This window comes from gamma proteobacterium symbiont of Axiagastus rosmarus, from assembly GCF_059730925.1.
In genome coordinates, this window is the sequence record NZ_AP035926.1 from 468823 (window position 1) to 492985 (window position 24163).

Below are 24163 nucleotides of genomic sequence, written 5' to 3' on the forward strand. Positions count from 1 at the left end.
AAGTCACCAAAATCAGTAACCGTTATCGTGCCGGTTATCTGCTAAACCCATGATTTCGCACTTCAGTGGGTAAAAATATAGTTCACTGGCCGCTGTTAGCAGGGGAAAAACCCTTCAGGTCATCGGGTGCTCTGCTGGCGATCATCGCAAGGTTATGAATTGGTGGTTTTTTTCGGCTTTATTGCTAAAGGTCTGAAATTTCAGGCAGGTGATGAGGCAAAGCGTCAGAGGGTGCTGACGAGAAATGCGCTGACAGGCAGTGATGCTGCGTCCGGGGAAGAAGTACAGACAACCTGTTGCGCCAGCTCGCGCTGACCACGCGCATAGCGCAGCAGTTTGATGCAGAGAAAAAGCGCGCGATTAAGCGCGCAATGCCTTATTTGGCGTACGCCTCGGTAGAGAGCGTAATCGTCACTTCGTCGCCCACGGCCGGAACATATTTATCGATTTTAAAATCCGAGCGTTTGATGACGCCGGTGGCATCAAAACCGATCGCCTGCTTTTTAACCATAGGATGCATATCCTGCTTGTTCAGCGTGGCATGCAGCACAACCGGCTTAGTGATCCCTTTGATGGTTAAATTACCCTGCACATCATATTTATTATCGCCTTTACTTTCCACATGGGTGCTGTGGAAGGTGGCCTGAGGATATTTTTTAACGTCAAAATACTCATTACCCAAAAACTCTTTGGTCAGCGCTGGCACATGCGTGTCAATCGTTTTTAACGGCAGGGTCACATTAACCTGTGACTTTTCCGGGTTTTCTTTATCAAAAGCCAGCTGACCGGAAACATCAGAAATATCAGCAGTCGGATGAGAGAAACCAAAGTGATTCCATGCGATCACCACGGAAGTATGTTGCGGGTCAAGGTTATATTCCGTCGCTGCGGCATGTGACAGGGGAACATATAATGCCACCAGAGAAAGCAGCGCCGTTTTTTTCAAAAATTTCATGGAAACATCCTCAAATAATCAAGTGCTAATACTGTAGCGCAAACCTGCTAAGGTGTTATTGAAATCATTTGTTTTACCCATTCAAAATTTTTAACCGTTTTTTCCCGCAAGCAAATAATAACGCAGCGTGAAATTTACTGAAATGACGTAATTAAATTCCGGCGAGTCGAATTTAATAAGTTCATTTTTATGTGGACTAATTTAGCGGCGAGGAGAAGAACGGCAAACCATGTTGAGCATGCGATTAACAGACCGCCTGAATAGCCGGCGGCCGCCACGCTTTATTCTTCGCTGGCACGACGTTGATCATAGACAACCTGTGCCTTTTCAATCGCGTCGCCCTGCTCTCTGGCCCACTTCACCAGCGCAACAAACGGATCCTGCAACGTCTGGCCCAGCGGCGTAATGGCATATTCCACCGCCACCGGGGACGAGGCGATCACGCGGCGGCTGATCAGGCCGTTACGCTCCAGCCGGCGCAACGCCTCCGTCAGTGCCTTGTGGGTAATCGGATCAAGACGGCGCTTGATCGCGTTAAAGCGCGCGGGTTCAGTGCACAGCACGGTCAGAATTAATACCGACCACTTATTGGCGACCTGTTCCAGGATTGGACGGGTGCTGTTGACCTCTGCCAGCAGCGCCGCGATATCAGTCGGCATGGGGTTTCCTTATGTATATCTAATGTAGATAAGGTGCGTAATTGACACTAAATATACGAAATGTATCATCAGCCGTCTACCCCTCTCATTCTGGAGCAGCCATCATGAAACTCGAAGGAAAAGTCGCGCTGGTGACCGGCGGCGGCAGTGGTATCGGCCTCGCCATCGCGCGCCGTTTTGTGCAGGAAGGTGCCCACGTTTTCATCACCGGGCGACGCGAAGCGCTGCTGGCCGAAGCCGTCACGCTGACTGGCGGCCGCATTGAGGCGATAGCAGGCGACCTCACCAGCGCAGACGATGTTGCCCGTCTGTTTGACACCGTGCAGGCCCGCGCCGGACGTCTCGATATTCTGGTGAACTCCTCTGGCGTGGCTGAACCCGCCAGCCTCGAAGAGACCAGCGCAGAGCACTTTGACCGCACGTTCGGCCTCAACGTGCGTGCCATGGTATTCACCGTACAGCATGCGGTGAAGCACATGACGGAAGGCGGTGCCATCGTGCTGGTGGGCTCGATTGCGGGCAGCATGGCCAATCCTGGCTATGGCGCTTATTCGGCCAGCAAAGCCGCGGTGCGCGCCTATGCCCGCACCTGGAGCAGCGAACTGGCACCGCGCGGCATTCGCGTCAACACGCTCAGTCCTGGCCCGACGGACACGCCGATGTTTGACCAGGTCAGCGACGAGGTACGACAGACATTCAGCGCGCAGATACCGGCCAAACGCCTCGGCCATCCTGACGAAGTTGCGGCGGCCTCCCTGTTCCTCGCATCGGACGAAAGCGTTTATGTCACCGGCAGCGAACTGGTGATTGATGGCGGTATGTCCGCGTAATGGTTGTCGTGCTGCACAGCGCGCCGGCCGGGCGTTGTGCAGCCACCGAAAACGTTTCTCAAAAGGTGTAGCTAAAGCCGACCGTGCCGGTGACCTGATCGCGCCGGGACACGATCGGGCTGTCCGCGGCGCGATCGCCCAGCCAGCTGTAACCGGCGCTGACCAGCGTGCCCCAGTGGGCATCAAACTGGTGGCTCCAGGTGAGCGTAGTCGCAACACCATAAAAGCCGCCGCCGGCATCGTAGCGTGAAAACCGGCTGCGGCTGCTCTGGACATCGCTCACGCCATACCAGGTATTCATATAACGCGCATCGCCAAACAGCGCCGCCGTCTGCAGTGCAATGGTATCGCTGTCGCGCTGGAGAGGCACCAGCGTAACGGATGCCTGATAGTTCACGCCCTGATCATCGCTGAGCGGCAGCACCGCTTTGCCCTCTGCACTCAGCCACGGCGTAAGCTGCCAGCCCAGCGCCAGTGCAGTGTTCACCGTCGCATTGATGTTTCCCATACCTTGCAGCCGGCTGGCGCCGTCCCGCCACGTTGAATCTTTATCGCTTCGGCCGAGGCCGTAACCCAGCGTGTGTTCCAGATAAAACCCGCTGTCGCTCTGCAGGTCGTACCCGATGCCTTTCTGGGCATCAGCAAAAAATGCGCCATCTCTGGCCTGGAAAATCGGTACCGGCTGCACCCGTGTTTTATTCGATCCGCTGTAGCGTGGCGCGAATTGCGCCCCCGCGCCGAGCGTCAGGCTGGTCTGTGCGTCACCATCCGCCCTGGCGGCAGCGGAAATCATGAGTAGCAGATGGGTCATGTACATCAGCGTTTTTCTGGTTATCATCGTGTCACCTCTTTATCGGTCCGTTTACCGCCCCTTGCCCGGGCAGCCGCAGCGCGCAGCCGAAGTATCCCGGGGCTGTGTCAACAAACAGCCAGGGATTTATGAAGAAACTGTCAAGGTGAGTTATGCAGACCAAAAATATCCTGATTATTGAGGACGACGCTGACGCGGCTGAGGTGCTGGAGGCGTATCTGCTACGGGAAAATTATGCGGTGCGTGTTGCCGCGGATGGCCTGAGCGGACTTGAGCTGGCCCTGCGCTGGCAGCCCGATCTGATTTTGCTTGATGTAATGCTGCCCGGCCTGAACGGCACCGAGGTGCTGGCAAAACTCCGGCGCAGCAGCGAGGTGCCGGTGATTATGGTCACGGCCATGGGCGATACGCCCGATCGCATCGGTGCGCTGCGCTACGGCGCGGATGATTATGTGGTCAAGCCTTATCATCCCGGCGAAGTGGTGGCACGCGTGCAGGCAGTGCTGCGGCGCAGCGCGGTAAAAACGCCAACGGAGGAAGTGTTGCGCTGGCAGGGGCTGGAGGTGAACAGCGGCGCGATGACGGTTACCGTCACGCAGGCCTCGGGTAACGTGCTTTGCGTTGATACCACGCCAACCGAATTCACGCTGCTGGTCACGCTGATGCGCGCACCGGTGCGTGCGCTGAGCCGCCCGTTTTTGCTGGAGCAGTGTATGCCGGACAGCGACGCGCTGGAGCGGGTGATTGATACCCACGTGTATAACCTGCGCAAAAAGCTGGAGGCGGCCGGTATGGCGGGCGTGCTGCTCAACGTGCGCGGCGTAGGCTACCGGTTCCGCCAGCCATGACAGAAAAATCTCCACAAACGCTCTGGCGCTGGCTTTGTCTGCGCATTCTGACGCTGGCTATCGGTACCGTGGTACTGATTGCTTTGTGCATGTGGCTGCGCTTCACGGTGCAATACCTGTGGATCACGCACCATATGCCGCCGGCGGTTCTGCGTGAATTTCTCGCCCTGCGTGCGCATCCGGAACGCGATCCCGCGCGCTTTCACCAGATCATCGATAGCTGGTGGGGCATACGCTACTCCGATCCGTCCATTGCTTCCTCGGACTGGATCACCGTCGGCATCCTGGTGCTGGTGACCATTCCGTTTATTGCCTATTTCGGGCTGCGCCACGCGCGCCCGCTTTCTGCACAGTTCAGCCAGCTCAGACGAGCGGCAGACCAGGTGACCGCAGGCGATTTCGGTGCGCAGGCGGCGTTAACACCGGCAGCGCCCGCCGAACTGGCGCAGTTCGCGCACAACTTCAACGCGATGACGCGCCAGCTGGCGCGTTACGACAAAGAGCTGCGTACGTCGCATGTCGCCATGGCGCATGAGCTGCGGTCGCCGCTCAACGCCGCCATGGTGCGTCTGCAGGCGCTGCTTGATGGCGTGTTCAGCGCTGACTCACGTCAGCTCGCCCTGATCATGGCGCAGCTCAGTTGTCTGCACCGGCTGATCGATGAGCTGCATCTGCTGTCACTGGCGGATGCCGGCCAGCTCACGCTGGAGAAAGTCCGCTGCAACCCGGCCGATATCCTGCGCGAGCGCCTGCAGTGGATCAAACCGCAGCTGGATGAAGCGCGCATCAGCACCGGGGTAGCGCTGGCTGAGGAGACATTACTGCCGGTCGATCCGTTCCGACTCGGACAGGTTTTCACCATCCTGCTGGAAAACGCCCTGCGCTACGCCGGAAGCGGCAGCCAGCTGCAGCTGCGCACGCGCAACACCGTTGATCATTACGAAATCATCGTGCAGGACAACGGCCCGGGCGTTCCTGCGGCGTTTCTGGCGTTGATGTTTGAGCGCTTTGCGCGCGGTGAGGCGTCACGCGCCCGCCACTCGGGCGGCAGCGGGCTGGGCCTGTCGATTGCGCGGGCGATTTGCCAGGCGCACGGCGGCACGATTAATGCCACGCTGCCGGCAACGGGAGGCTTGCAGGTACAGATTTTGTTGCCGCGCAACGCCTGACGTTGTTGCCCTTCTTGACACGCTCTTGATGGAACATCGCCGGATTCTTGATAATCGCACGGTGTAATGGCGCAAATACCGATAAAGGAATTGCGCCATGACCGACGAGCTTCCCTGCCTGATCAAACAGGGTGTGCGCCACCTGCTTAACCCGCGCCACCTGGTTTCCCTGCTGCCGCTGCTGCCCTGTCTGCTGCTGACGGCCCTGCTGCTGACCGGCTGTGACCGCAAGCGTTCACCCACGCCGCCGCCACCGCGTCCGGTAAAGTTCATCACGGTTGGCCCGCCCACGCCCGCCGGGCAGCAAACCCTGACCGGCGAGATCCGCGCGCACGATGAAACCTCGCTCAGTTTCAGGCTGGAGGGGCGGATTCTGACGCGCAGCGCCGATGTCGGCAGCCGCTTCAGGCAGGGAGAGACGCTCGCCGTGCTTGACAGTCCCGGCGCGCTGAATCAGCTGGCGAGCGCACAGGCGGAGCTGAACAGCAGCCGCGCGGCCGAAAAGGTGGCCGCCCTCAATCTGCACCGCATGCGCCTGCTGATGCCGTCCGGGGCTATTGCCCGCGCTCAGCTCGATAGCGCCAGCGCCGACTGGCAGGCTGCGCTGGCGCGGCGGCAAAGCAGTGAAGCGGCATTGAAAAATGCGCAGGATAGCCTGCGCTGGACCCACCTTACCGCGCCTGAGGATGGCGTGGTGACGGGCGTCAGCGCCGCAGCCGGTCAGGTGGTCAGCGCCGGTCAGACGGTGTTTACCGTTGCGACCGGCACAGGCCGTGACGTGGTGTTTGACGTTGCCACACCTGAAACCCTCGATCGTCGGGCCAGTGCCCGCTTCCGCGTTGCGCTATTGCAGAATCCGTCCGTGATGGCCGAAGCGCACCTGCGTGACGTCAGTCCACAGGCCGACGCCCAGACACGCAGCTGGCGGGTGCGCATCACACTGGACAATCTTCCCGCGGAGATGGTGCTGGGTGCCAGCGTCGCCGTCACCCTGCCGCTGGCCGACACGACGGCGGATGCGGTGATGGCGATTCCGGCCACCGCGCTCACCCGCCAGGCAGGCCAGCCGGCGGTGTTTATTCTCGACCCGGTGAAAAACTGCGTTATCCGGCGCACGGTGGCGATTGCCGGCTACACGGCAGATGCGGTATGGATTCGCGCCGGCATCATGCCAGGAGATCGGGTGATCACGGCGGGCGTCAGAAGCCTGCGTGACGGTGAACGCGTTGCCGGCAGCCAGGAGGATCAGCATGAAACCGGCGTTTAATCTTTCTGCCTGGGCGCTGAAACAGCAGCAGCTGATGGCCTTTCTTATGTTGCTGATCGTGGCAGCAGGGATCGTCAGCTATGAAAAGCTCTCGCGCAACGAAGATCCGGCGTTCACCATCAAAACTGCGGTAGTGTCTGCGCAGTGGCCAGGTGCCGACATCAACGATACGGTCAGACTGGTCACCGATCCGCTGGAGAAAAAGCTGCAGGAAATTCCCTGGCTGGATTATGTGCAGAGTGAAACGCACGCTGGCCGCACGGTCATTTTCGTCAATCTGCGTGACGACACCCCGCCCGCACAGGTGGCCGGCATCTGGTACCAGGTGCGTAAAAAAATGCAGGATGTGACCCCGGCTTTGCCGCAGGGCGTGCAGGGCCCGGCGGTCAACGATGAGTTTGACGATACCTTTGGCACGATTTACGGCTTCACTGCTGACGGTTTTTCCCCGCGCGAGCTGCGGGACCGGGTGGACGATATTCGCCGCGATCTGATGAGTCTGCCGGATGTGGGTAAGATCCAGCTACTGGGCGAGCAGGAAGAGCAGCTGGTGGTGGCCTTTTCCCCGCGCCAGCTATCCGCCATGGGGCTGGATTTGCAGCAGGTAGCAGAGGCGCTGCGGGCGCAGAACATCGTCGAGCCGGCGGGCAGCGTACGCATCGCCACCGATAACATCGCCCTGCGCGTGAGCGGCGCGTTCAACAGCGAGGCGAGCCTGCGGGCGGTTACGCTGCGCGTTAACGATCGCTATGTTCCGCTGACGGCGATAGCCACCATCACGCGCCGGCCCGCCGAGCCGCCCGCTCCGCTTTTTCGCGTTAACGGCCAGCCGGCCATTGGACTGGCCGTGTCGATGGCCGCCACCGGCAACATGCTGGATTTTGGTCGCGCACTGCGGGCGCGTATGGAGAGCGAAGCCAGCCAGCTGCCGCACGGCATTGAGATGACGCGCATCGCCGATCAGTCAGCGGTGGTACAACAGGCGGTGAGCGGATTTGTCGATGTGCTGGGCGAGGCAGTGATCATCGTGCTGGCAGTTTCGTTTGTCTCGCTGGGACTGCGCGCCGGACTGGTGGTCGCGGCGGCGATCCCGCTGGTGCTCGCCATGACGTTTATCGGCATGCATCTGGCCGGTATCGGCCTGCAGCGCATCTCGCTGGGCGCACTGATCGTGGCGCTGGGCCTGCTGGTGGACGATGCAATGATCACGGTGGAAACCATGGTGGCGCGGCTGGAGGCCGGCGATTCCCGCACCGGCGCAGCGACCTGGGCGTTCAGTACCACCGCCTTCCCGATGCTGACCGGTACGCTGGTGATGATTGCCGGTTTTATTCCGGTCGGCTTTGCCGCATCCAGCGCGGGCGAATATTGCTATACCCTGTTTGCGGTGGTGCTGATGGCGCTCATCAGCTCATGGCTGGTGGCGGTGCTGTTTTCACCGCTGACCGGCAGCTGGCTGTTGCCGGCCACGCTAAAGCAGCACCGCGCCGGAAACGGGCGCCTCAGCCAGTGCTATCGCCGCCTGCTGAGCAGCGTGCTGCGCCACCGCATGCTGACACTGGCGATGGCGTTGCTGGCGCTGTTGCTGGCCGGCGTCGGCACCACGTATATGCAGGGCGAGTTTTTCCCGGCCTCCGATCGGCCGGAGCTGCTGGTGAGCCTGGCGCTACCTGCCAGCGCGTCGCAGCAGGCCACCCTGCGTCAGGTGCAACGCCTTGAGCAGATTGTCTCCGCCAGCCGGGATGTTGACCACTATTCGTCTTACGTCGGCACCGGTGCGATACGCTTCTACCTGCCCATGGATGTGCTGCTGGACGATGAAAACAGCGCTCAGCTGGTGGTGGTGGCCAAAAGCCTGGCCGCCCGTGAACGACTGCAGCGCTCGCTGGATGCGGTGCTTGCCCGGGATTTCAGCGACATCACCACGCGCGTCGCGCCGCTCGAGCTCGGTCCGCCGGTAGGCTGGCCGATTCGTTATCGCATCAGCGGTCCGGATTATCGCCAGGTGCAGCAGCTGGCAGAGCGGCTGGCCGCCGCGCTCGGCAGCTCAGCGCTGACGCGTGACGTCAATCAAACCGCCGGTGAGCCCGAACGCGTTATCACCTTGCAGGTGAATCAGACGGCAGCGCGCGCAGCCGGCCTCTCTTCTGACCTGATTGCTCAGTATCTGCATACGCTCTGGTCAGGAACGCTGATCACCACGGTACGCGATCGCAACCGGCTGATTGATGTGGTGCTACAGGGCAACGCTGCAGCGCGCCATGATCTGAGCAGCCTGTCCGGACTGCTGCTAACCGCGCCGTCGGGCGCAAAAATTCCGCTGACGCAGGTCGCAACACCGCAGTGGGGGCTGGAGGATCCCGTTATCTGGCGACGCCAGCGCCTGCCGTTTATCACCGTCCAGACCGATACGGCGCCGGGTTTGCGCGCGGAAGCCGTCTCCGCCGCCCTCACGCCGCTGATTGCCAACTTCAGGGCCAGCTTGCCGGCCGGTTACCGCCTGAGCGAGGACGGGGCGGTAGCAGAGTCTGACAAGGGCAACCAGTCGGTGATCGCTATCCTGCCGGTCACGCTGCTCTGCATGCTGGTATTGCTGATGTTACAACTGCGGCGGATTTCCCGCCTGCTGCTGGCCCTGCTGATGGCGCCCTTTGGTCTGCCGGGCATTGTGCTGGCCATGCTGCCGACCGGCACACCGATGGGCTTTGTGGCGCTGCTGGGTGTTATTGCTCTGGCTGGCATGATCATCCGCAACGCGGTGATCCTGATCAGCGAGGCGGATAACAACGTTGATGCAGGTATGCCGCCGGACGCTGCCATTGCGGCTGCGGCAGAACACCGCGCACGGCCGATCGTGCTCACCGCCAGCGCAGCGATTCTCGGTATGATCCCCATCTCGCGTCAGGTTTTCTGGGGACCGATGGCGCTGGCGATTATCGGTGGGCTGTTAGTGGCGACGCTGGTGACGCTCACGGTTTTACCCGCAGCGATGAGTCTGGTGATGCAGGCAGCAGCCCGTCGGGACAAACTGAAATCGCTGCGCTGGCGGCCGTTCAGAAAATAACCGCCAGCTGGTCAGCCCAGCTGGCACGGGGCAACGAAAGGTTTATCCACAGGGTTCCGGGCGGGATATGCACGCCAGATGTGGACAGTATCAGGAAAGAACGCGCAGCACCGGCTGCGCGTGGTCACGGGCTATTTCACTACCGGATGCTTCTCCTTCTGTAGCGCCTTCATGAAGGTGTCGCTGAGATGCAGATGCTGACGCACCAGCGCCGGTGGCGTGCTGGCCAGCCACTGGTTAAGCGAAATATCCGCGTAATAATCGCTTTTAAACAGTTCCAGAAAGCGCAGCGGCTCGTCACCCGTGTTTTCGATATAGTGCCCCATGGCAAAGGGCACATAGCCGACATCACCGGCGCGGAAGTCAAACGTACGCGCCTGACCCGACGAGGCAAACACGCCCATCCGCCCCTGACCTTCCAGATAGTATTGCCATTCATCGTTATTGGGATGCCAGTGCAGTTCGCGCATTGCGCCGGGAGCCAGTTCCACCAGCGCGGCGGCGATAGTTTTCGATACCGTAAAATTACTGGAATCAGTAATGCGTACCGTGCCGCCCGGCAGCGTCAACGGCTTCTGCGCCAGCATTTTATGCGAGAAGACCTGCTTCGATTTCACCCCGCCGCTCACCGCCGAGGCCGCCGCGCCGTCCGGTGCCTGTCCGGCAAAGATGTACTCTTCTTCCGGCGAGGGCAGCGTGTTAAACACCTCAGCCGGCACGCCAAAGTTTTTTGCCAGCACTTCGGGCGGGATATGTTTGAACCAGTCGCTGAGCAGAAAGGTACTGTCTTCATCGAAATTACCGTTGTCGAAGGCCAGCAGGAATTCGCAGCCGTCCGGCCCAAGGCCCTGGATTGAGTGCGGCACGCCCGGCGGGAAATACCATAAATCGCCCACGCCAACGTCATCGACAAACCAGCCACCTGCGGTATCCAGCGCGGTGATGCGCGCATTGCCGTACAGCATGTAGGCCCACTCGCCCTCTTTGTGCCAGTGCAGTTCGCGGATGCCCCCCTTATCCAGCCGCATATCGACGCCAGCAATGGTGGTGGAAATACCCAGTTCGCGCTGCGTCACCTGGCGCGTCCAGCCGCCGCTGCCCTTACGCACGTGCGCATCGCTGAACGAGAAGCGCAGGTTGGGCAACGTGCCGCTGTCGGTTGCTGGTGGATCGACCAGATCCGGATTCAGTGCTTCGCGCACCGGATCGTGCGGTCCAGGATCGCGCGGATGGTTGGGATCATTCGCCGGATAAGTCGCCACCTTGCCGTCGTGGGCATGGACCTTGCCGGCCGCCAGCGCCACGGTGCCGCCAGCCGCGAAGGCCATAAAGCTTCTGCGAGATAAGTTTTCCAGTTTCATACCTGCTGTCTTCCTCAGTTTCTTATGGTTTGTGTCACGCCCCTTAACCATAATCAAACTGTGGCTTTCGCCAACCTTGTGTCACCGCTGAAATCAATAGAAAACCTTTATCATCGCGTAATCCCGCTCTTCACCCGCCTCACGCCATTTGCGCTTCGTTGAGATCGCGTTGACGTTCAGGTTATATCAGCCGACAAATAAGGCACAAAGTGATTAAATCTCGCCTCCGATTAAGCAATTTTTTTAATGATAGCTCGCCTTAAAAGTTAATTTAATGTTACAAAAGCATCGCAATTGCAATAATTACCCGGCTACGTTTTTTCTCCGGCGAGACGTGGCCGTTCCGGGCGGAAACCCATGCCAATCAATCGGCCAAACAGATGGCGTAAAAACGGATAGCGGCTGATGAGCTGCGGAACCTTACTGGGCGTGGTACGCGGGCGCTTGCCGCTGCTCATTTTGATCTGCAGGAATTGCGTCGCCACCGTCGGAAACTGCCGCCGCCGCTGCACGTTCTCCAAATCGCGCAGCGTGAGCGTGCCGTTTTGCAACGGCCGCGTCAGATAATTGGCGCTGGCCACCGCGTCCTGAATCGCCAGGTTCACGCCCACGCCGCCAATCGGTGACATCGCATGTGCGGCATCGCCAATGCACAGCACGCCGGGCTTCATCCATTTGTCCAGCCGATCGATACGGATGGACAACAGACTCAGCTGCTGCCAATCCTGCAGCTGCGCCATGCGCGCCACGCTGAACGGCGCAACCTCTGCCATGCGGTTTTTCAGCGCGTCGAGCCCGGCCTGCTTCAGCGCCTCGAATTCGCCTTTCTGAATGGTGAATCCACACTGCCAGTATTCGCCGCGGTCAATGACGATGAAGTTTTGCTTCGGCCCCTTGTGGCCCATCCCCAGCTCGGGGTCGTCCGGCTGTTTATCCAGCCGGAACCACACCACATCGCGTGGAGCACCGAAGCTTTTACCCACCAGCCCGGCTTTCTGCCGCACCGCCGAGCGACGGCCATCAGCGCCTATCACCAGCGGCGCGTGAATTTCGTGACCTTGTAACGTTTTCACGCCTGCGATTACGCCATCCTGATGAAGAAAATCGTCAAAACCGGTGGATTGCAGTAGCGTGAAACCGGGATAGTGCGCCGCCTGGGCGGCGAGGAAAGTGAGGAAGTCCCACTGCGGCATGAAGGCAATAAAACGGCAGCGCAACGGCAGACGGGAGAAATCGGCCATGGTGATCTCCTGCCCGCCCACTTCCGCCTGTAACTTCTCCGCGCGCTGATGCGGCAGCGCCAGCAGCGCGTCGAGCAGACCCAGCTGGTGCATGATCTCCAGGGTTGAGGGATGAATGGTGTCGCCGCGAAAATCGCGCAGAAAATCGGCGTGCTTCTCAATCACGACCGCGCGCAGGCCGGCGCGCGTCAGTAAATAGGCCAGCATTAAGCCGGCCGGACCGCCGCCGACGATACAGCAGTCGGCGTTTATCACCTGTGGAGACGGCATGATATCCTCATCAATCGCTATATATGATAATTGTTATCATTTATATAGCATCTGCGCGTCACCAAGGTGATGATAAATGCCGCAGTCAGACTAGTGGTTTGCTACCAGCCCCAGCGCAATCAGGCTGCGCGCGGTGGCAAGAATGGCCTCCTGCGGACTGCGCGGGTGCCAGTTCAGCAGCCAGCCAGCTTTAGCGGCGCTGACGTTCATATCAACGCCCAGCAGTTTTACCATTCCCGTCATCAGCGGATTTTGCGCTGCCGCCGCCCGCACCATGGCGTCACTCATTGGCTGCAGCGAAACCTTCTCTGCTTCTGCTGCCAGATGGGTTTTGAGCGTGCGCGCCACCTCAATAAGCGGCAGGCTGTGCCCCGAACTGGCGAGGAAGCGCTGCCCCTGCGCGGCGGCGTGGGTCATCGCCAGCACGTGCAGACTGGCCACGTCACGCACGTCAACAAAACATGAGTTGATGTCAGGACAGCCTGGCTGCCCCTCCAGTAGCTCCTTCACAATGCGAATCGAATGTGAATAGTCGGCACCCAGCACCGGCCCCAGCACCGACACGGGGTTCACCGTGGCCAGTTCCAGACCGTTACCCTGCTCAGCGATAAACTGCCAGGCGGCGCGTTCCGCCAGGGTTTTCGATTTCTGATACGGCCACACATCGCCGCTGACATCGCTCCAGTCGCGCTCGGTAAAGGGGCGCGGATAGTCCGCTGGATGTCCGATACCGACCGCGCCGAACGCCGAGGTCAGCACCACACGTTTAACGCCTGCATCGCGCGCGGCGCGCAATACGCGCAGATTTCCTTCAATCGCCGGATTCACCCAGTCAGCTTCGCTTACCTGGCTGCCGGTTGGGGTGGGTGAAGCGCCATGCAGCACGAAGCGACAGCCTGCCACCGCGTCTTCCCAGCCCGCGTCTGCCGTTAAATCGGCAACGACAAATTGCAGCGCCTCGCCTGCGGTCACCCCGGCCTGCAACAGATGCGCCCTGACTTCAGCTTCACGTTCGGCATCACGTAAGGTGGTTCGCACCTGATAGCCCTGCTGCAGCAGCGCAATAATGCAGTACTGGGCGATAAACCCGCTGCCGCCGGTAACCAGAACCTTTTCATTACTCATTTTACTTCCTCATCACAAGCATCGTTCATTCGACGCGCTCTACGTTAAGCGGCGGAGGGCGGATTTTGAATGCTTGTAAATGCACTTTACTTGCGTGATAGTACAGAAATGAGCCTTGATCCCTTTTCCGACATTCTGCGATTCGTTCGCGCTGAATCATTGCTGACCGGCGGTTTTACCGCAGGCGGACGCTGGGCGCTGCGTTTCCCTGCGCCCGATAAAATTAAATTCTTCGCCATTATCAAAGGCAGTTGCTGGGTCATACTGGAGGGCGAACCTGAACCATTCCACTTTGCCACCGGTGACGTCGGCTTGCTGAGCGCTAAACGCGCCTTCGTGCTGGCCAGCCATCCGGACGAGCCGCCGGTTGACGCCATGAGCGTGTTTTATGGCGCAGGAAAAGGCCATGCGCCGATTGGCAGCGGTGATGATTTTGTCCATATCGGTGGCCATGTACTGCTTGATCCTGCCAGTGGTCGTTTACTGACCCACGTATTACCTCCCTGGATTCAGGTGCCGGCAGCGTCACCGCAGGCGGCGTCATTCCGCTGGGTGCTGGATCAACTGGTGCAGGAAGGCCAGCATGTCCAGCCGGGATCGCAGCTGGCAACGGCCCAGCTGGCACAACTGCTGTTCATCCAGATTCTGCGGGCGCATTTGCAAACCAGCAGCGCACTGCCCGCCAGCTGGCTGCGGGCGCTGAGCGATGCGCGGTTGGCACCGGCGTTACAGCGGCTGCATGGCGAACCGGCACGCAACTGGCACCTGGACGAACTGGCGCGTACCTGTGCCATGTCGCGCACCCGTTTTGCCCAGTATTTTCGCCAGGTGGTGGGCATTACGCCGATAGCCTATCTGACGGCGTGGCGCATGCGGCTGGCAGAGCGTGCGTTGCAGGAGGAAAATGAGGCGGTGGCCGTGGTAGCGCAGACGCTGGGTTACGCCTCAGAGAGCGCCTTCAGCCATGCTTTTAAGCGTGAAACGGGTCAGTCACCCAATGCATTTCGCCGCGCCGTGCGGTTACAGCAGGCGCAGCGATAAAGCGCGCCGCGTTGCGCGGCGCCGGCATTATTTAAGTTGAGAAGATACGCGCCACATATCCACCCCGCCTTCGGTGGCGTAGCGATCAATGTCCGCCAGCTCCTGTGCCGTGAAGGTCAGGTTGTCCAGCGCGCGCAGGGAATCGCTTAACTGATCAACCGTGCGGGCACCAATCAGCGCAGAAGTGACCCGCTCATCACGCAGCGCCCAGGCGATCGCCATCTGCGCCAGCGTCTGACCGCGCGCTTCAGCAATCGCGTTAAGCGCACGAATTTTTGCCAGGTTCTCTTCGCTGAGCATGGCAGAAAGACGCGGATCGCTGCCGCCGGCGCGCGCGCCCTGCGGTACGCCGTTGAGATATTTATTGGTTAGCATGCCCTGTGCCAGCGGTGAAAAAGCAATGCAACCGCTGCCGAGCTCCGCCAGCGTATCGAGCAGCCCGTGCTCAATAGTGCGGTTTAGCATTGAGTAATTGGGCTGATGAATAAACAGCGGCACTTTCTCATCGGCCAGAATCGCAGCGGCCTGACGCGTCAGCTCTGGCGAATGGGAAGAGATGCCGACATACAGCGCCTTACCCTGACGATGCAGCTGTACCAGCGCGCCCATGGTTTCTTCCAGCGGTGTATTCGGATCGACGCGATGGCTGTAGAAGATATCGACATAATCCAGCCCCATGCGGCGCAGGCTGTTATCACAGCTGGCAATCAGATGCTTACGGGTGCCGGTCGGGCCACCATACGGACCCGGCCACATATCCCAGCCGGCTTTGCTGGAGATAATCAGTTCATCACGATATGGGGCAAAATCCTGCGCCAGCCAGCGGCCAAAGTTCTCTTCAGCCGATCCCGCTGGCGGACCGTAGTTATTAGCCAGGTCGAAATGGGTAATGCCGTTATCAAACGCGTGGCGCAGGATCGCTCTGCCGGTCTCAAACACGTCAACGCCGCCAAAATTCTGCCATAGCCCCAGCGAGATCAGCGGCAGCACCAGGCCACTTTTGCCGGTTTTACGGTACTGCATGTTGGTCTGATAACGCGCTGGCGATGCAACATAACTCATAACAGATTCCTCTCATTAAATGCCGCCGTACAGGTGCACAGAAGACATTGTTCTGCCTTCCTGCAAAACCGTGCGGCGAACAGGCGATTGCCGGACAAATTTTTACCGCGTATCGTTAATCTGTAAAATTCATTATTGTGATTAAATTCATCTTTTATGGAGATAACTGATGGAATTGCGCCAGATGCGGCACTTCATCGCCGTGGCGGAACATGAAAATTTCACCCGCGCCGCACAGAGTATGCATATTGTGCAATCGGCCTTGTCCACCTCGATCAAACAGCTGGAGGAGGAACTGGGCACGCCGCTTTTTATCCGCTCCACTCGCCAGGTGCGTCTGACCATGGCCGGGAAAGTGTTTCTCGATTACGCCAGAACCATCGGTGCCTTTGTCGAAAAAGCGTCGCAGGAAGTGGCGGCGATCGTGGCGCTTAAGACCGGAACCCTGTCGATTGGCACGGTGCAAAGCGTGCCGCCGTTTATCGATCTGCCGCAATTACTGGAAACCTTTATTCGTCGCTTTCCGGATTTTGACGTCAAGCTGTGTCAGGGATCATCGGCGAAGCTCAACGCAAAAGTGCACAATCAGCAGATCGATCTGGCGATTATGCCGGTGGAGGAAGTCTCCGACCGGTTGTCGTCGCGCATCATCGCCTGCGATGAAATCGTGGTAGCGTTCGCCGCCGATTATGCCGGGTTCACCGCGATGCAGCCGGACGTCACCATGGCACAACTGGCGCAGCAGTCGTTTATCGATTTCGAAGCCGGCCAGGGCACGCGCAAGGTGAATGACAACAGTTTTGCCCTGCAGGGACTGAGCCGCAAAGTGACGTTTGAAGTGAGCGATCTGGAAACTTTGCTGAGTCTGGTTGAGCGCAATATGGGCATTGCCCTGCTGCCCGAACAGGTAGTGAAAGCGCGCAGCACGACGCTGCATTATTGCCGCATCAGCGACGTTGATGTGTGCTGGGAACTGGCTGTGGCCTGGCTCAGCGATCGTCCCGGCAGTATGAACGTCTACGACCGGCCAGTGCAGGAGTTTATGGATATTCTGGGCAGCAGCGATTAGCGCCGGGGCGGGTAACGGTGCAGGATGACGGCGGCAGCGCTTGTTATGTGTTAACGAATCGACTGCCAGGCATGATACGGTCGCCATCAATGGCGACCCTACCGGGAAATTGCACCCTCAATGTAGGGTGCGCATTAATGCGCACCGCTATTAATATCTGATTCAAGCCACTGTTTGTCAGGGATTATGTGGCTAAAAACCCGTGCCACTCGCACTCCCGCCTGTACAGAAGCGCTTTTGTTGTATAAGTTTAAGGGTGCTGTCGGGGAAACATTTCGCTCAGCAGGTCACACATTTCCGACAGAGGAAGAGCGACACTATCAGTCGTTGATTAGGCTTTGGTTTACCTGCACCAGGCAATGCTAAACGCAACGCGGATACTGAGAGCTTTTATGTATAGAAGTGAAGATGAAAAACTGGCCGACATTGTCATGGGCGATGCCGTGCTGCAATTGTTAAAACAAGCCGGACCGGTAACCACTCTCGCGCTGCTGGAAAAACTGCGCGCGATGGCGGCCTCAGAAACCGATCCGGCACGCCAGCGCGCGTTTCGCTATGCGATTGCTGAAGTGCAGAACAGCAAAAGTGCGCCACAGGGCGAAGCGGTGGCGTTAAAAGGTAGCGATAACGTGACCCATATTTTTCGCAACCGTGATAATACGGGCAAAAACACCCGACATTAGCCCCGCTCTGCCCCAGTCTGCTTATCAATAACGTAACCGCCCGCTTATGCCTGCGCCCGACAGGTGACGGCTACACAGCTGCACACTCTCCGGCTGCGGCTCATCCATTAACAGGGCCAGGAAACTGTCGGCCCACCAGTGACAATCATAGCGGTGCAGATTATTCAGCAAGCGCGCATGACGGTTCTGACGGTCGCTGAGCGGCAGCCGCAACGCCGTATGGATGGCATCCGCCATTGCATCAGGATCGTAAGGATTAACGATCAGCGCGCCATCCATCTGTTCGGCCGCACCCGCGAACTGTGACAGAATCAGCACGCCGGGATTTGCGGGATCCTGCAGCGCAGCATACATTTTCGCCATCAGGCTCATGCCCGCCATCAGTGGCGTCACCAGTGCCACCCGCGCCGCGCGATACAGCCCGGCCAGTTCCTCACGGCGATAATCGTGGTTGAGATAGCTGACCGGATACCAGTTGAGCATACCGTGCACGCCATTAACCTCACCGCACAGATTTTCCAGATTGTGGCTGATCGCCTGCTGCCGGTGCGGGTGTCCGCTGGCAGCAGAAGCCAGCTGCAATAACATCATGTTGCCCGCATAGTCGGGGTGATGGCGCAGCAGCACTTCCAGCGCGCTGATGCGATACGGCAGACCTGCGCTGTCGTCGAGATGACCGCCGCTCAGCACCGTGTTGGCCGGCAAATGTTCGCGGCTCTGCTGCTCCATGTACTGGCAGCTGTTACTCTCAAGTAACGCCTGAACCTCAGCCAGATCGATCCCGACCGGAAACACGCCAGTGGTGATAATGTGACCGTGCACGCGCAGACGGTTCCTGCCTAAGCGTTCAGCGCGAAACTCGCTCTCCAGCCACAGCAGAAAGTTATTCATATCCTGCGCGGTCTGGAAGCCAATCAGGTCACAGCACAGCAGCGATTCTGCCAGGCTGCGCCAGTCAGGGATCGCTTCGAACAGCTGACCGGACGGAAACGGCTGATGTAAAAACAAACCGATGCGGTTAGTTAAGCCGGTATCACGCAGCATTTTCACCGTTGGGATGAAGTGATAATCCTGCAGCCAGATCACATCGTCCGGCATGGCATATTCAGCGATGGCGTGAGCATAAGCCGCATTCAGCTGGCGATAGGCCTGGAAGCTGGCGCTGGTGAAACGTGCCAGGTCCGGACGCTGGTGAAACACCGGCCACAACCCCTGATGTACGTAGCCGTGATAGCCCTCTTCGTATTCTGCGCGCGTCAGCGCAAACTGCAACCTGTCGTATTCATTACCCTGCTGAAAGCTAAGCGTGCGCGCCGCTTCCTGCGCAGCGACGGTACGTTGTCCATCCCAGCAGACCCAGAGGCCACCGCGTCGCGCCATCAGGCGATCGTAAATGGCTGCCAGCGTGGAAGACTGATGCTGATTATGTGTGACCAGAATAGTGCCGGGCATGATATTTCCCTTTAAGGTTAAGGCGCGCCACAGTGCCGCCTGCTGCGCTGATTTAACCGCCGGCAATATAAAAAAGGCGTAAAGAAAACCTGTGCGGATATAAAAATCCGGCAAAGATCAGCGCCAGTGTGTGGAAATCAGCCCGGCGCCCAGGGGGGAAAGGCTTGCAGCGATCAGTGACGGATGGCGCAGCCGCACTGCGACATTTCGCCAGGCACATATTTGCCGTGATGCGAATGGCGCACCTGCAACTCACCCTGCTGCCAGGCGCGGCTGTGGTCCGTACGCTGATCCAGCAGCCGGTTCAGGGCTTCCGTCACCAGTAAATCACGGCGCGGTGCCCAGCTGCTCAGGTGCCATGTGGAGCCGCGCGCCTCGTCAGCATCATCAAAGCCCACCACGGCGATATGCGCGCCCTGACCGAAGTCGCGCACGGCCTGCAGTGCGCCAAAAGCCAGCTCGTCGTATTCGCATATCAATGCATTGATGCGTTCTGCCGCACGGGTTTTCTTCAGATAAGCCATCATCGCCTGATAAGCCTGCTCACGGTAAAGGGCGCCGGCGTGCAGTGCTGCGTGCAGCGTCTTGTCCTCCGCCTGCAGGCTGGCAATAAACCCCTGCACCTGGCGCGGCGGCGTGTCACTTGCCTGCACCAGCATAGCGCCCAAACGCTGGTGCCCCTGCGATAGCAGCAGTGCGCCAAGCTGCTGCCCGGCGTGATACGCATCGGCAATCACCACATCAGCGCCCGCGCTGTCGCTCGGGCACAGATGCACCGTGCGCAGCGATGGCAGCAGGTGCGCGGCGATTTCCTGCGCATCCTGACACGGCGAGCTCAGGAACAGCAGTCCACCCAGCGGCAGCGACGCCGCGTTACGCAGCGCGGCCTGAAAATCCTCGCGCGTGGCGGCGCACAGCAGCACCGGCAGCCGATCACGCGCACTGAGCTGACGCGTGACTTCTTTGAGCATGTGCATACTGTGCGGATGGCTGACATCATCGCTGACGATGCCGATGAGCGGCGAATGGACGGACATAACTGACCTCTCCTGCTACGTAGGGTACGGGAATAATCTTGACGTATTAGTATGAAATTCCACGTTACCCGAATAATCAGATATCGCCAATTGGTGGATGCGAAGGATTGCTACTCTCCCCCATCAGCCGGTGCGTGTTGATGGCGGCCAAATGCGCAGCCGCTGCACCGGACGCCCGGTGAGCTTCGTTTTACGTTACACTGACGCCACGAATATTTTGCTAGCGGAAAACTTATGCGCATCACCCTCGATCAGGCCGATCAGCCTTTTATTCACCGCTTACTGGGCGAGGAGATCGCCAGTATTGATTCCACGTCTGACGAACAACTGCGCCTGCGACAGGCGTTGCAGGATGCGCGGTTACAGAGAAATCATGAAGCAGAGCTCGACTGGAAACGCAACGCGCTCTATCTGCTGCTGTTTGTGTTCCTGTATGGCGCACTGGGCTGCTCGCTAACGCTGGATTTGAGCGCGGTCGCACAAGCGTCGAGCCATAAAAGCATTGCCTATGCGCTGGAAGCGGTACCGGTCCTGATCGCCTTTTCTGGTCTGTTCCTTTCGCTGCTGTTTCTGTTCGCCGCGCGCGGCAGCGCACGCCGCCTGCACAACTGGGATCACACTATCGTGCTGCTGGAAAAATACAGCGGCTGCAACCTGAGTCTGCAGATTAATGAAATGGGGGCGCGTACCACGCATTACTCGCAGTCGGCGATTACCGTGGCGCTGGCGATGTTTATCTGCCTCACCTGGGTGGTGATGTACAACTACTTCACCTTCACCACCAGCGGCGTGATTGGCAGTGTGATCTCACTGTTTATCACCACCATGACCTACGTGATTCTGGATATTCAGCTGCTGAAATCCGGCAAATCGATCGCTATCGATGAGCCGCTGATTCCGCCAGAAGATGAGGTTGAGAAACGCCGTTAATCGACAGACCGGCAGCGGCGTAAGGTATTGCGCCGCGCCGGTTTCGCTATCCTTATCTATACTTCAGACAGGATTTTGAGAGATATAAAGGAGTTGCGATGAAAATCTGGCCGTTAGTCGCCATCACGGCACTGTCTGTTACCCTGGTCGCCTGTAAATCCCCGACGCCACCTAAAGGCGTGCAGCCCATCACCCACTTCAATGCCGATCGCTATCTTGGCACCTGGTATGAAATTGCCCGACTCGATCACCGTTTCGAACGCGGTAAAGATCATGTTACCGCCACCTACGGCAAACGCAGCGACGGCGGTATCAGCGTGCTGAATCGCGGTTACGATCCGGAGAAAAAAGCGTGGAGCGAGAGCGAAGGCAAAGCTTACTTCACCGGTAAACCTGACGTCGCCGCGCTGAAGGTCTCGTTCTTCGGACCTTTTTACGGTGGTTATAACGTGATCGCGCTGGATGAAGATTATCAGTATGCACTGGTCGCCGGGCCGAACCGGGGGTATCTGTGGATTCTGTCGCGTCAGCCCACCATTCCGGCTGAAGTCAAACAGCGCTATCTCGCCTATGCCCAGCGACTGGGCTTCGCAACCGATCAACTGATTTGGGTGAACCAGTCACGATAAGAGGGTGCAGCGCCAGTGACGCCCGCGCGGGCGTCAGTGATTACCCTGGCAGTAATCAGAGTAAGGCCAGCAGCAGGCACTGCGTAAATTGACGGCCTTAGTTTCTTATTGAAAAACGGGTGTTGATGATCTGTTAAGTCAGCAGAGATAAAACGGATGGTAGTGTATCTCTTCGTGAGTATTACCCGCCGCGGCAGCCTGAGCTGCCCGTTACGAATCGAGAGGCTAACCAATGAGTAAGTATTTTCTGGCCTGCTTTTTGGCACTGTTCGCATGCTCTGTCAGCGCTGGACAGGGAGGAGCCGGAGGTCAGGGAGGAAATGGCGGCTATGCGGGAGAATCCGGCGCTGACGGTGGAAACGGTTCAGATGGGGGTAATACTGATGGCTCTGCCGGCAGGCCGGGATGTCCCGGCGGCACCGATCCTGATGCGGACGGAAAATTTTATCTTCCCGGTACCACCCAGGAGTGCAATCCAGGCAAGCATGATTCGATGAAGGTACATCAGCCGACGGTAACCGGTGCTTAATTCGCTAGCCTGTTGCCAGGTTAAGTGCATGTTCGGGCCAGGGTGTCAGTTACTTCCCCGTCATGTACGGTTTAAGTCACTCTCTAAGCGTCAGCAGCAGGCTGGCGCCGCCAAAGGCCAGTAGCAAACCTATTCTCTAATGCGCCGCCGCCGGTAAGTATGCTCAACCAGAGCGTTTCGATTCATGGCAAACAATCCACTGGCTGCATACTGCCTGTTAGTGTCAAATGCCACTGGACAGCTGGAATTGCTGTGAACGTCCGCTTTGTGCCAAAAGCGGACATTACTAACATCGCTGTGTATTAATAAACGGGGATAAGGTCAAAGCCCTTTCGAATGATAGTTGCATGTGGCGATAAATGTTCAAAAAGCGATCTTCAGCAATAAGTGAGCAAAGGTGCTTCTTGAGTTCTTTTCATAAATGTACGAGTATTCAATCAGTGATATTTAATCACTATATAAAATAAAGGTGCATTAAAAAATGAAAGCATATCTGGATACAAATATACTAAGGCAGCTAAATAAAATCCCTAAAAAAAATAACATTGAACTTGTATGTTCACAGCTTGGCATCATGGAACTGATTGCAGGGATGACCTCAGAAAAAGAGTACAATATACGAAAAGCCTCTCTAATCAACATTTTAAGTCGTGATGTAAAAATCATATGGGAATCCGTAGGTACTTTACAGGCTAAGGCATTTGGAATTAGTTTAAATGATTATGACGTACCAGCCACAAAGATGTTAATGGAAGAAATTATTAGAACAGATACGCTATCTGAAGCAAAGAATATTAAAATCGATCTCGGTGGGGAAGTGTATTCTATTGAGACGCTAACTAATTATGACAATATGCTAGTAGAGGATTCCATATCAGTTTTAAAAGAAACAATGTCAACAGAAAAGGAGGATAGAGACTCGCTTCGAGTCAACCCTTACACAGAAGCAGAAATTAGAGTGCTTATGGATATGAATATAATAGGATTTCTCAATGAGTTTGGAATAAGAAAGTTCAGACCAGGAACAGAATCAGATCCAGAACGCAATTTCACTCCTGAGTATCTAAAATCCATCAATACATACTATCATAGTAAAATATTAGATGATTATTTAAAGTGCTTAACTGTTTATATTTTAGATGCAATGAAAACAGGTAATCAACCCGGTAAGAATGATAGTCACGACATCTGTCATATTGCGTACTGCCATCATGTCGATTTATTTATTTCGAATGACAGGGTTTATCAACGTTTCCCAAAGGATTTATTAAAGGTGAAAATTTTAAACTTCGATGAATTCATGAAAGAACAGCCTTTTTGTGAAGACTAAGGAAATGTTAACAGAGAGTTACCTTGTTAAGTTCTGTGGCCATCGCTGAATCTCCCTACGTGTTAGCATTAGGCAGGCCGCACTTAGAACACGCAAGTCACGCATTTTATGTCTCAGGAAAAGTAAAGCCTGCTCTCAGGGGTTATAAGGGTTTACGTAAACCACTTCATTGCTGAAAGCCTGGGTGACTTGAGGGAAATGTCAGATATAGAAGGATTTATACGACAGTATCATATTCGTCGGACGTTCGGCCCCTTTTTTAGGCGTCATTTGGCGCCTTTATGCCACAGAAGCGGTATTTACGAGGTGGCTGCATTGTTACTGCTTAAATTCTAGGGCTGACGATAATTCAGGCTCTGAATGTCGACCTTGTAAAAAAATGGGACATTTATAACTTATGAAATGAGGTAATTGATCAAGGTTAAATTTAAGCTGATCACAGCAAAAACCCTTCCTAAAGTAATTCATATACAGGCCGATAATAAAAATTGTGAACGGTAATCTTGGATTTTGATTGTTTAACTTCAATCAAGGAGGGATTAATGCCATCTAGTGCATTAGGGAAATTTGAAGGTGTAATGATGCGTGATATAGATAGAATTATTCAAAGACATTCAAGCATACAAAATGGCATCCCCGGAAATATGGGGTTGGGACATTTAACAAGAGCTGGGATTTTATTGCTTTGTGCCGCATGGGAATTATACATTGAGGAAGTTATGATCGAATCGGTTAAACACTAGATTAATAGATGCGTTTCACCGGATGATTTGCCTGATATTGTAAAAAACAATATCAGAT

At 57.1% G+C, this 24163-nt stretch carries 22 protein-coding genes; 13 read left to right on the forward strand and 9 right to left on the reverse strand.

The features are described from left to right. Positions 1-376: 376 nt before the first annotated feature. Complete coding sequence (locus AC6I8F_RS21500) at positions 377-955, reverse strand: YceI family protein (RefSeq protein ID WP_058759072.1); 579 nt, start codon at positions 953-955, stop codon at positions 377-379. 281 nt (positions 956-1236) lie between these two features. After that, complete coding sequence (locus tag AC6I8F_RS21505) at positions 1237-1614, reverse strand: winged helix-turn-helix transcriptional regulator (RefSeq protein WP_104187472.1); 378 nt, start codon at positions 1612-1614, stop codon at positions 1237-1239. Between the two features lie 101 nt (positions 1615-1715). Between AC6I8F_RS21505 and AC6I8F_RS21510 the strand changes: the two genes are divergently transcribed. Beyond that, a complete protein-coding gene (locus tag AC6I8F_RS21510) occupies positions 1716-2444 on the forward strand; it encodes an SDR family NAD(P)-dependent oxidoreductase (protein WP_058775974.1) in 729 nt (242 codons plus the stop codon). A gap of 58 nt (positions 2445-2502) precedes the next feature. Here the strand turns inward: AC6I8F_RS21510 and AC6I8F_RS21515 are convergent, their stop codons facing one another. Beyond that, positions 2503-3282 (reverse strand): MipA/OmpV family protein, encoded by a 780-nt coding sequence (locus tag AC6I8F_RS21515; RefSeq protein ID WP_058775957.1) that lies wholly within the window; start codon positions 3280-3282, stop codon positions 2503-2505. A gap of 125 nt (positions 3283-3407) precedes the next feature. Between AC6I8F_RS21515 and AC6I8F_RS21520 the strand changes: the two genes are divergently transcribed. The 4 genes from AC6I8F_RS21520 (at position 3408) to AC6I8F_RS21535 (ending at position 9603) form a co-directional block, all read left to right on the forward strand. Continuing rightward, positions 3408-4103, forward strand: coding sequence for a response regulator transcription factor (locus AC6I8F_RS21520; protein ID WP_152390941.1), 696 nt, complete (start codon positions 3408-3410; stop codon positions 4101-4103). After that, the gene (locus AC6I8F_RS21525; RefSeq protein WP_238562107.1) at positions 4100-5272 is read left to right on the forward strand and encodes a sensor histidine kinase; all 1173 of its coding nucleotides are present in this window, start codon (positions 4100-4102) and stop codon (positions 5270-5272) included. The genes AC6I8F_RS21520 and AC6I8F_RS21525 overlap by 4 nt, the downstream gene beginning before the upstream one ends. Before the next feature lie 97 nt (positions 5273-5369). Beyond that, complete coding sequence (locus tag AC6I8F_RS21530) at positions 5370-6539, forward strand: efflux RND transporter periplasmic adaptor subunit (RefSeq protein WP_264251822.1); 1170 nt, start codon at positions 5370-5372, stop codon at positions 6537-6539. Beyond that, on the forward strand, positions 6523-9603 hold the full coding sequence (locus AC6I8F_RS21535) for an efflux RND transporter permease subunit (RefSeq protein WP_498028859.1): 3081 nt from the start codon (positions 6523-6525) through the stop codon (positions 9601-9603). Before AC6I8F_RS21530 ends, AC6I8F_RS21535 begins: the two co-directional genes overlap by 17 nt. A 131-nt stretch (positions 9604-9734) precedes the next feature. Here the strand turns inward: AC6I8F_RS21535 and AC6I8F_RS21540 are convergent, their stop codons facing one another. The 3 genes from AC6I8F_RS21540 to AC6I8F_RS21550 all read right to left on the reverse strand — a co-directional run bounded on the left by AC6I8F_RS21540 (position 9735) and on the right by AC6I8F_RS21550 (position 13600). Further along, entirely contained in the window at positions 9735-10931 is a 1197-nt protein-coding gene (locus AC6I8F_RS21540; protein WP_238562356.1) for a cupin domain-containing protein, read from the reverse strand. A 344-nt stretch (positions 10932-11275) separates the two neighbouring features. Continuing rightward, a complete protein-coding gene (locus AC6I8F_RS21545) occupies positions 11276-12475 on the reverse strand; it encodes an FAD-dependent oxidoreductase (RefSeq protein WP_215481240.1) in 1200 nt (399 codons plus the stop codon). 90 nt (positions 12476-12565) lie between these two features. After that, positions 12566-13600: an SDR family oxidoreductase gene (locus AC6I8F_RS21550; RefSeq protein WP_127834965.1), complete on the reverse strand. Its 1035-nt coding sequence runs from the start codon at positions 13598-13600 to the stop codon at positions 12566-12568. A 69-nt stretch (positions 13601-13669) separates the two neighbouring features. Here AC6I8F_RS21550 and AC6I8F_RS21555 point away from each other — a divergent pair, with 69 nt between their 5' ends. Then, positions 13670-14641 carry an AraC family transcriptional regulator gene (locus tag AC6I8F_RS21555; protein WP_498028860.1) on the forward strand — a complete coding sequence of 324 codons (972 nt, stop codon included), beginning with the start codon at positions 13670-13672 and terminating at the stop codon, positions 14639-14641. Between the two features lie 27 nt (positions 14642-14668). Here AC6I8F_RS21555 and mgrA read toward each other — a convergent pair whose 3' ends face one another. Further along, entirely contained in the window at positions 14669-15703 is a 1035-nt protein-coding gene (gene mgrA, locus AC6I8F_RS21560) for an L-glyceraldehyde 3-phosphate reductase (RefSeq protein WP_058770277.1), read from the reverse strand. A 169-nt stretch (positions 15704-15872) separates the two neighbouring features. Here mgrA and AC6I8F_RS21565 point away from each other — a divergent pair, with 169 nt between their 5' ends. Beyond that, positions 15873-16772 (forward strand): LysR family transcriptional regulator, encoded by a 900-nt coding sequence (locus AC6I8F_RS21565; RefSeq protein WP_058770278.1) that lies wholly within the window; start codon positions 15873-15875, stop codon positions 16770-16772. A gap of 392 nt (positions 16773-17164) precedes the next feature. Then, positions 17165-17455, forward strand: coding sequence for a hypothetical protein (locus AC6I8F_RS21570; RefSeq protein WP_021508990.1), 291 nt, complete (start codon positions 17165-17167; stop codon positions 17453-17455). A gap of 24 nt (positions 17456-17479) precedes the next feature. On the opposite strand, the gene AC6I8F_RS21575 is transcribed toward AC6I8F_RS21570, so the two are convergent. Beyond that, a complete protein-coding gene (locus tag AC6I8F_RS21575) occupies positions 17480-18907 on the reverse strand; it encodes an alpha,alpha-trehalose-phosphate synthase (UDP-forming) (protein WP_421039559.1) in 1428 nt (475 codons plus the stop codon). 173 nt (positions 18908-19080) lie between these two features. Next, on the reverse strand, positions 19081-19944 hold the full coding sequence (locus tag AC6I8F_RS21580) for a substrate-binding domain-containing protein (RefSeq protein ID WP_498028861.1): 864 nt from the start codon (positions 19942-19944) through the stop codon (positions 19081-19083). A 234-nt stretch (positions 19945-20178) separates the two neighbouring features. Here AC6I8F_RS21580 and AC6I8F_RS21585 point away from each other — a divergent pair, with 234 nt between their 5' ends. From AC6I8F_RS21585 to AC6I8F_RS21605, 5 genes are all read left to right on the forward strand, one after another. Beyond that, positions 20179-20874, forward strand: coding sequence for a RipA family octameric membrane protein (locus AC6I8F_RS21585; protein WP_498028862.1), 696 nt, complete (start codon positions 20179-20181; stop codon positions 20872-20874). A gap of 98 nt (positions 20875-20972) precedes the next feature. Next, positions 20973-21503: an outer membrane lipoprotein Blc gene (gene blc / locus AC6I8F_RS21590; protein ID WP_021508986.1), complete on the forward strand. Its 531-nt coding sequence runs from the start codon at positions 20973-20975 to the stop codon at positions 21501-21503. 232 nt (positions 21504-21735) lie between these two features. Further along, a complete protein-coding gene (locus tag AC6I8F_RS21595) occupies positions 21736-22032 on the forward strand; it encodes a hypothetical protein (protein ID WP_071813630.1) in 297 nt (98 codons plus the stop codon). A 481-nt stretch (positions 22033-22513) separates the two neighbouring features. Then, positions 22514-23362: a hypothetical protein gene (locus AC6I8F_RS21600; RefSeq protein ID WP_498028863.1), complete on the forward strand. Its 849-nt coding sequence runs from the start codon at positions 22514-22516 to the stop codon at positions 23360-23362. Positions 23363-23904: 542 nt separating this feature from the next. Next, positions 23905-24105, forward strand: a complete 201-nt coding sequence (locus tag AC6I8F_RS21605; RefSeq protein ID WP_498028864.1) for a hypothetical protein — start codon at positions 23905-23907, stop codon at positions 24103-24105. The last annotated feature ends 58 nt before the right edge of the window (positions 24106-24163 follow it).

What these genes read in the sequence shown, in the direction of transcription:
- AC6I8F_RS21545 (WP_215481240.1), bottom strand. Translation starts at nt 12,475, where the DNA reads ATGCCGTCTCCACAGGTGATAAACGCCGACTGCTGTATCGTCGGCGGC.
- AC6I8F_RS21580 (WP_498028861.1), bottom strand. Translation starts at nt 19,944, where the DNA reads ATGTCCGTCCATTCGCCGCTCATCGGCATCGTCAGCGATGATGTCAGC.
- AC6I8F_RS21540 (WP_238562356.1), bottom strand. Translation starts at nt 10,931, where the DNA reads ATGGCCTTCGCGGCTGGCGGCACCGTGGCGCTGGCGGCCGGCAAGGTC.
- AC6I8F_RS21550 (WP_127834965.1), bottom strand. Translation starts at nt 13,600, where the DNA reads ATGAGTAATGAAAAGGTTCTGGTTACCGGCGGCAGCGGGTTTATCGCC.
- blc (WP_021508986.1), top strand. Translation starts at nt 20,973, where the DNA reads ATGAAAATCTGGCCGTTAGTCGCCATCACGGCACTGTCTGTTACCCTG.
- AC6I8F_RS21505 (WP_104187472.1), bottom strand. Translation starts at nt 1,614, where the DNA reads ATGCCGACTGATATCGCGGCGCTGCTGGCAGAGGTCAACAGCACCCGT.
- AC6I8F_RS21600 (WP_498028863.1), top strand. Translation starts at nt 22,514, where the DNA reads ATGAAAGCATATCTGGATACAAATATACTAAGGCAGCTAAATAAAATC.
- AC6I8F_RS21605 (WP_498028864.1), top strand. Translation starts at nt 23,905, where the DNA reads ATGCCATCTAGTGCATTAGGGAAATTTGAAGGTGTAATGATGCGTGAT.
- AC6I8F_RS21555 (WP_498028860.1), top strand. Translation starts at nt 13,670, where the DNA reads ATGCTTGTAAATGCACTTTACTTGCGTGATAGTACAGAAATGAGCCTT.
- AC6I8F_RS21595 (WP_071813630.1), top strand. Translation starts at nt 21,736, where the DNA reads ATGAGTAAGTATTTTCTGGCCTGCTTTTTGGCACTGTTCGCATGCTCT.
- AC6I8F_RS21515 (WP_058775957.1), bottom strand. Translation starts at nt 3,282, where the DNA reads ATGATAACCAGAAAAACGCTGATGTACATGACCCATCTGCTACTCATG.
- AC6I8F_RS21565 (WP_058770278.1), top strand. Translation starts at nt 15,873, where the DNA reads ATGGAATTGCGCCAGATGCGGCACTTCATCGCCGTGGCGGAACATGAA.
- AC6I8F_RS21525 (WP_238562107.1), top strand. Translation starts at nt 4,100, where the DNA reads ATGACAGAAAAATCTCCACAAACGCTCTGGCGCTGGCTTTGTCTGCGC.
- mgrA (WP_058770277.1), bottom strand. Translation starts at nt 15,703, where the DNA reads ATGAGTTATGTTGCATCGCCAGCGCGTTATCAGACCAACATGCAGTAC.
- AC6I8F_RS21500 (WP_058759072.1), bottom strand. Translation starts at nt 955, where the DNA reads ATGAAATTTTTGAAAAAAACGGCGCTGCTTTCTCTGGTGGCATTATAT.
- AC6I8F_RS21520 (WP_152390941.1), top strand. Translation starts at nt 3,408, where the DNA reads ATGCAGACCAAAAATATCCTGATTATTGAGGACGACGCTGACGCGGCT.
- AC6I8F_RS21535 (WP_498028859.1), top strand. Translation starts at nt 6,523, where the DNA reads ATGAAACCGGCGTTTAATCTTTCTGCCTGGGCGCTGAAACAGCAGCAG.
- AC6I8F_RS21570 (WP_021508990.1), top strand. Translation starts at nt 17,165, where the DNA reads ATGTATAGAAGTGAAGATGAAAAACTGGCCGACATTGTCATGGGCGAT.
- AC6I8F_RS21575 (WP_421039559.1), bottom strand. Translation starts at nt 18,907, where the DNA reads ATGCCCGGCACTATTCTGGTCACACATAATCAGCATCAGTCTTCCACG.
- AC6I8F_RS21530 (WP_264251822.1), top strand. Translation starts at nt 5,370, where the DNA reads ATGACCGACGAGCTTCCCTGCCTGATCAAACAGGGTGTGCGCCACCTG.
- AC6I8F_RS21585 (WP_498028862.1), top strand. Translation starts at nt 20,179, where the DNA reads ATGCGCATCACCCTCGATCAGGCCGATCAGCCTTTTATTCACCGCTTA.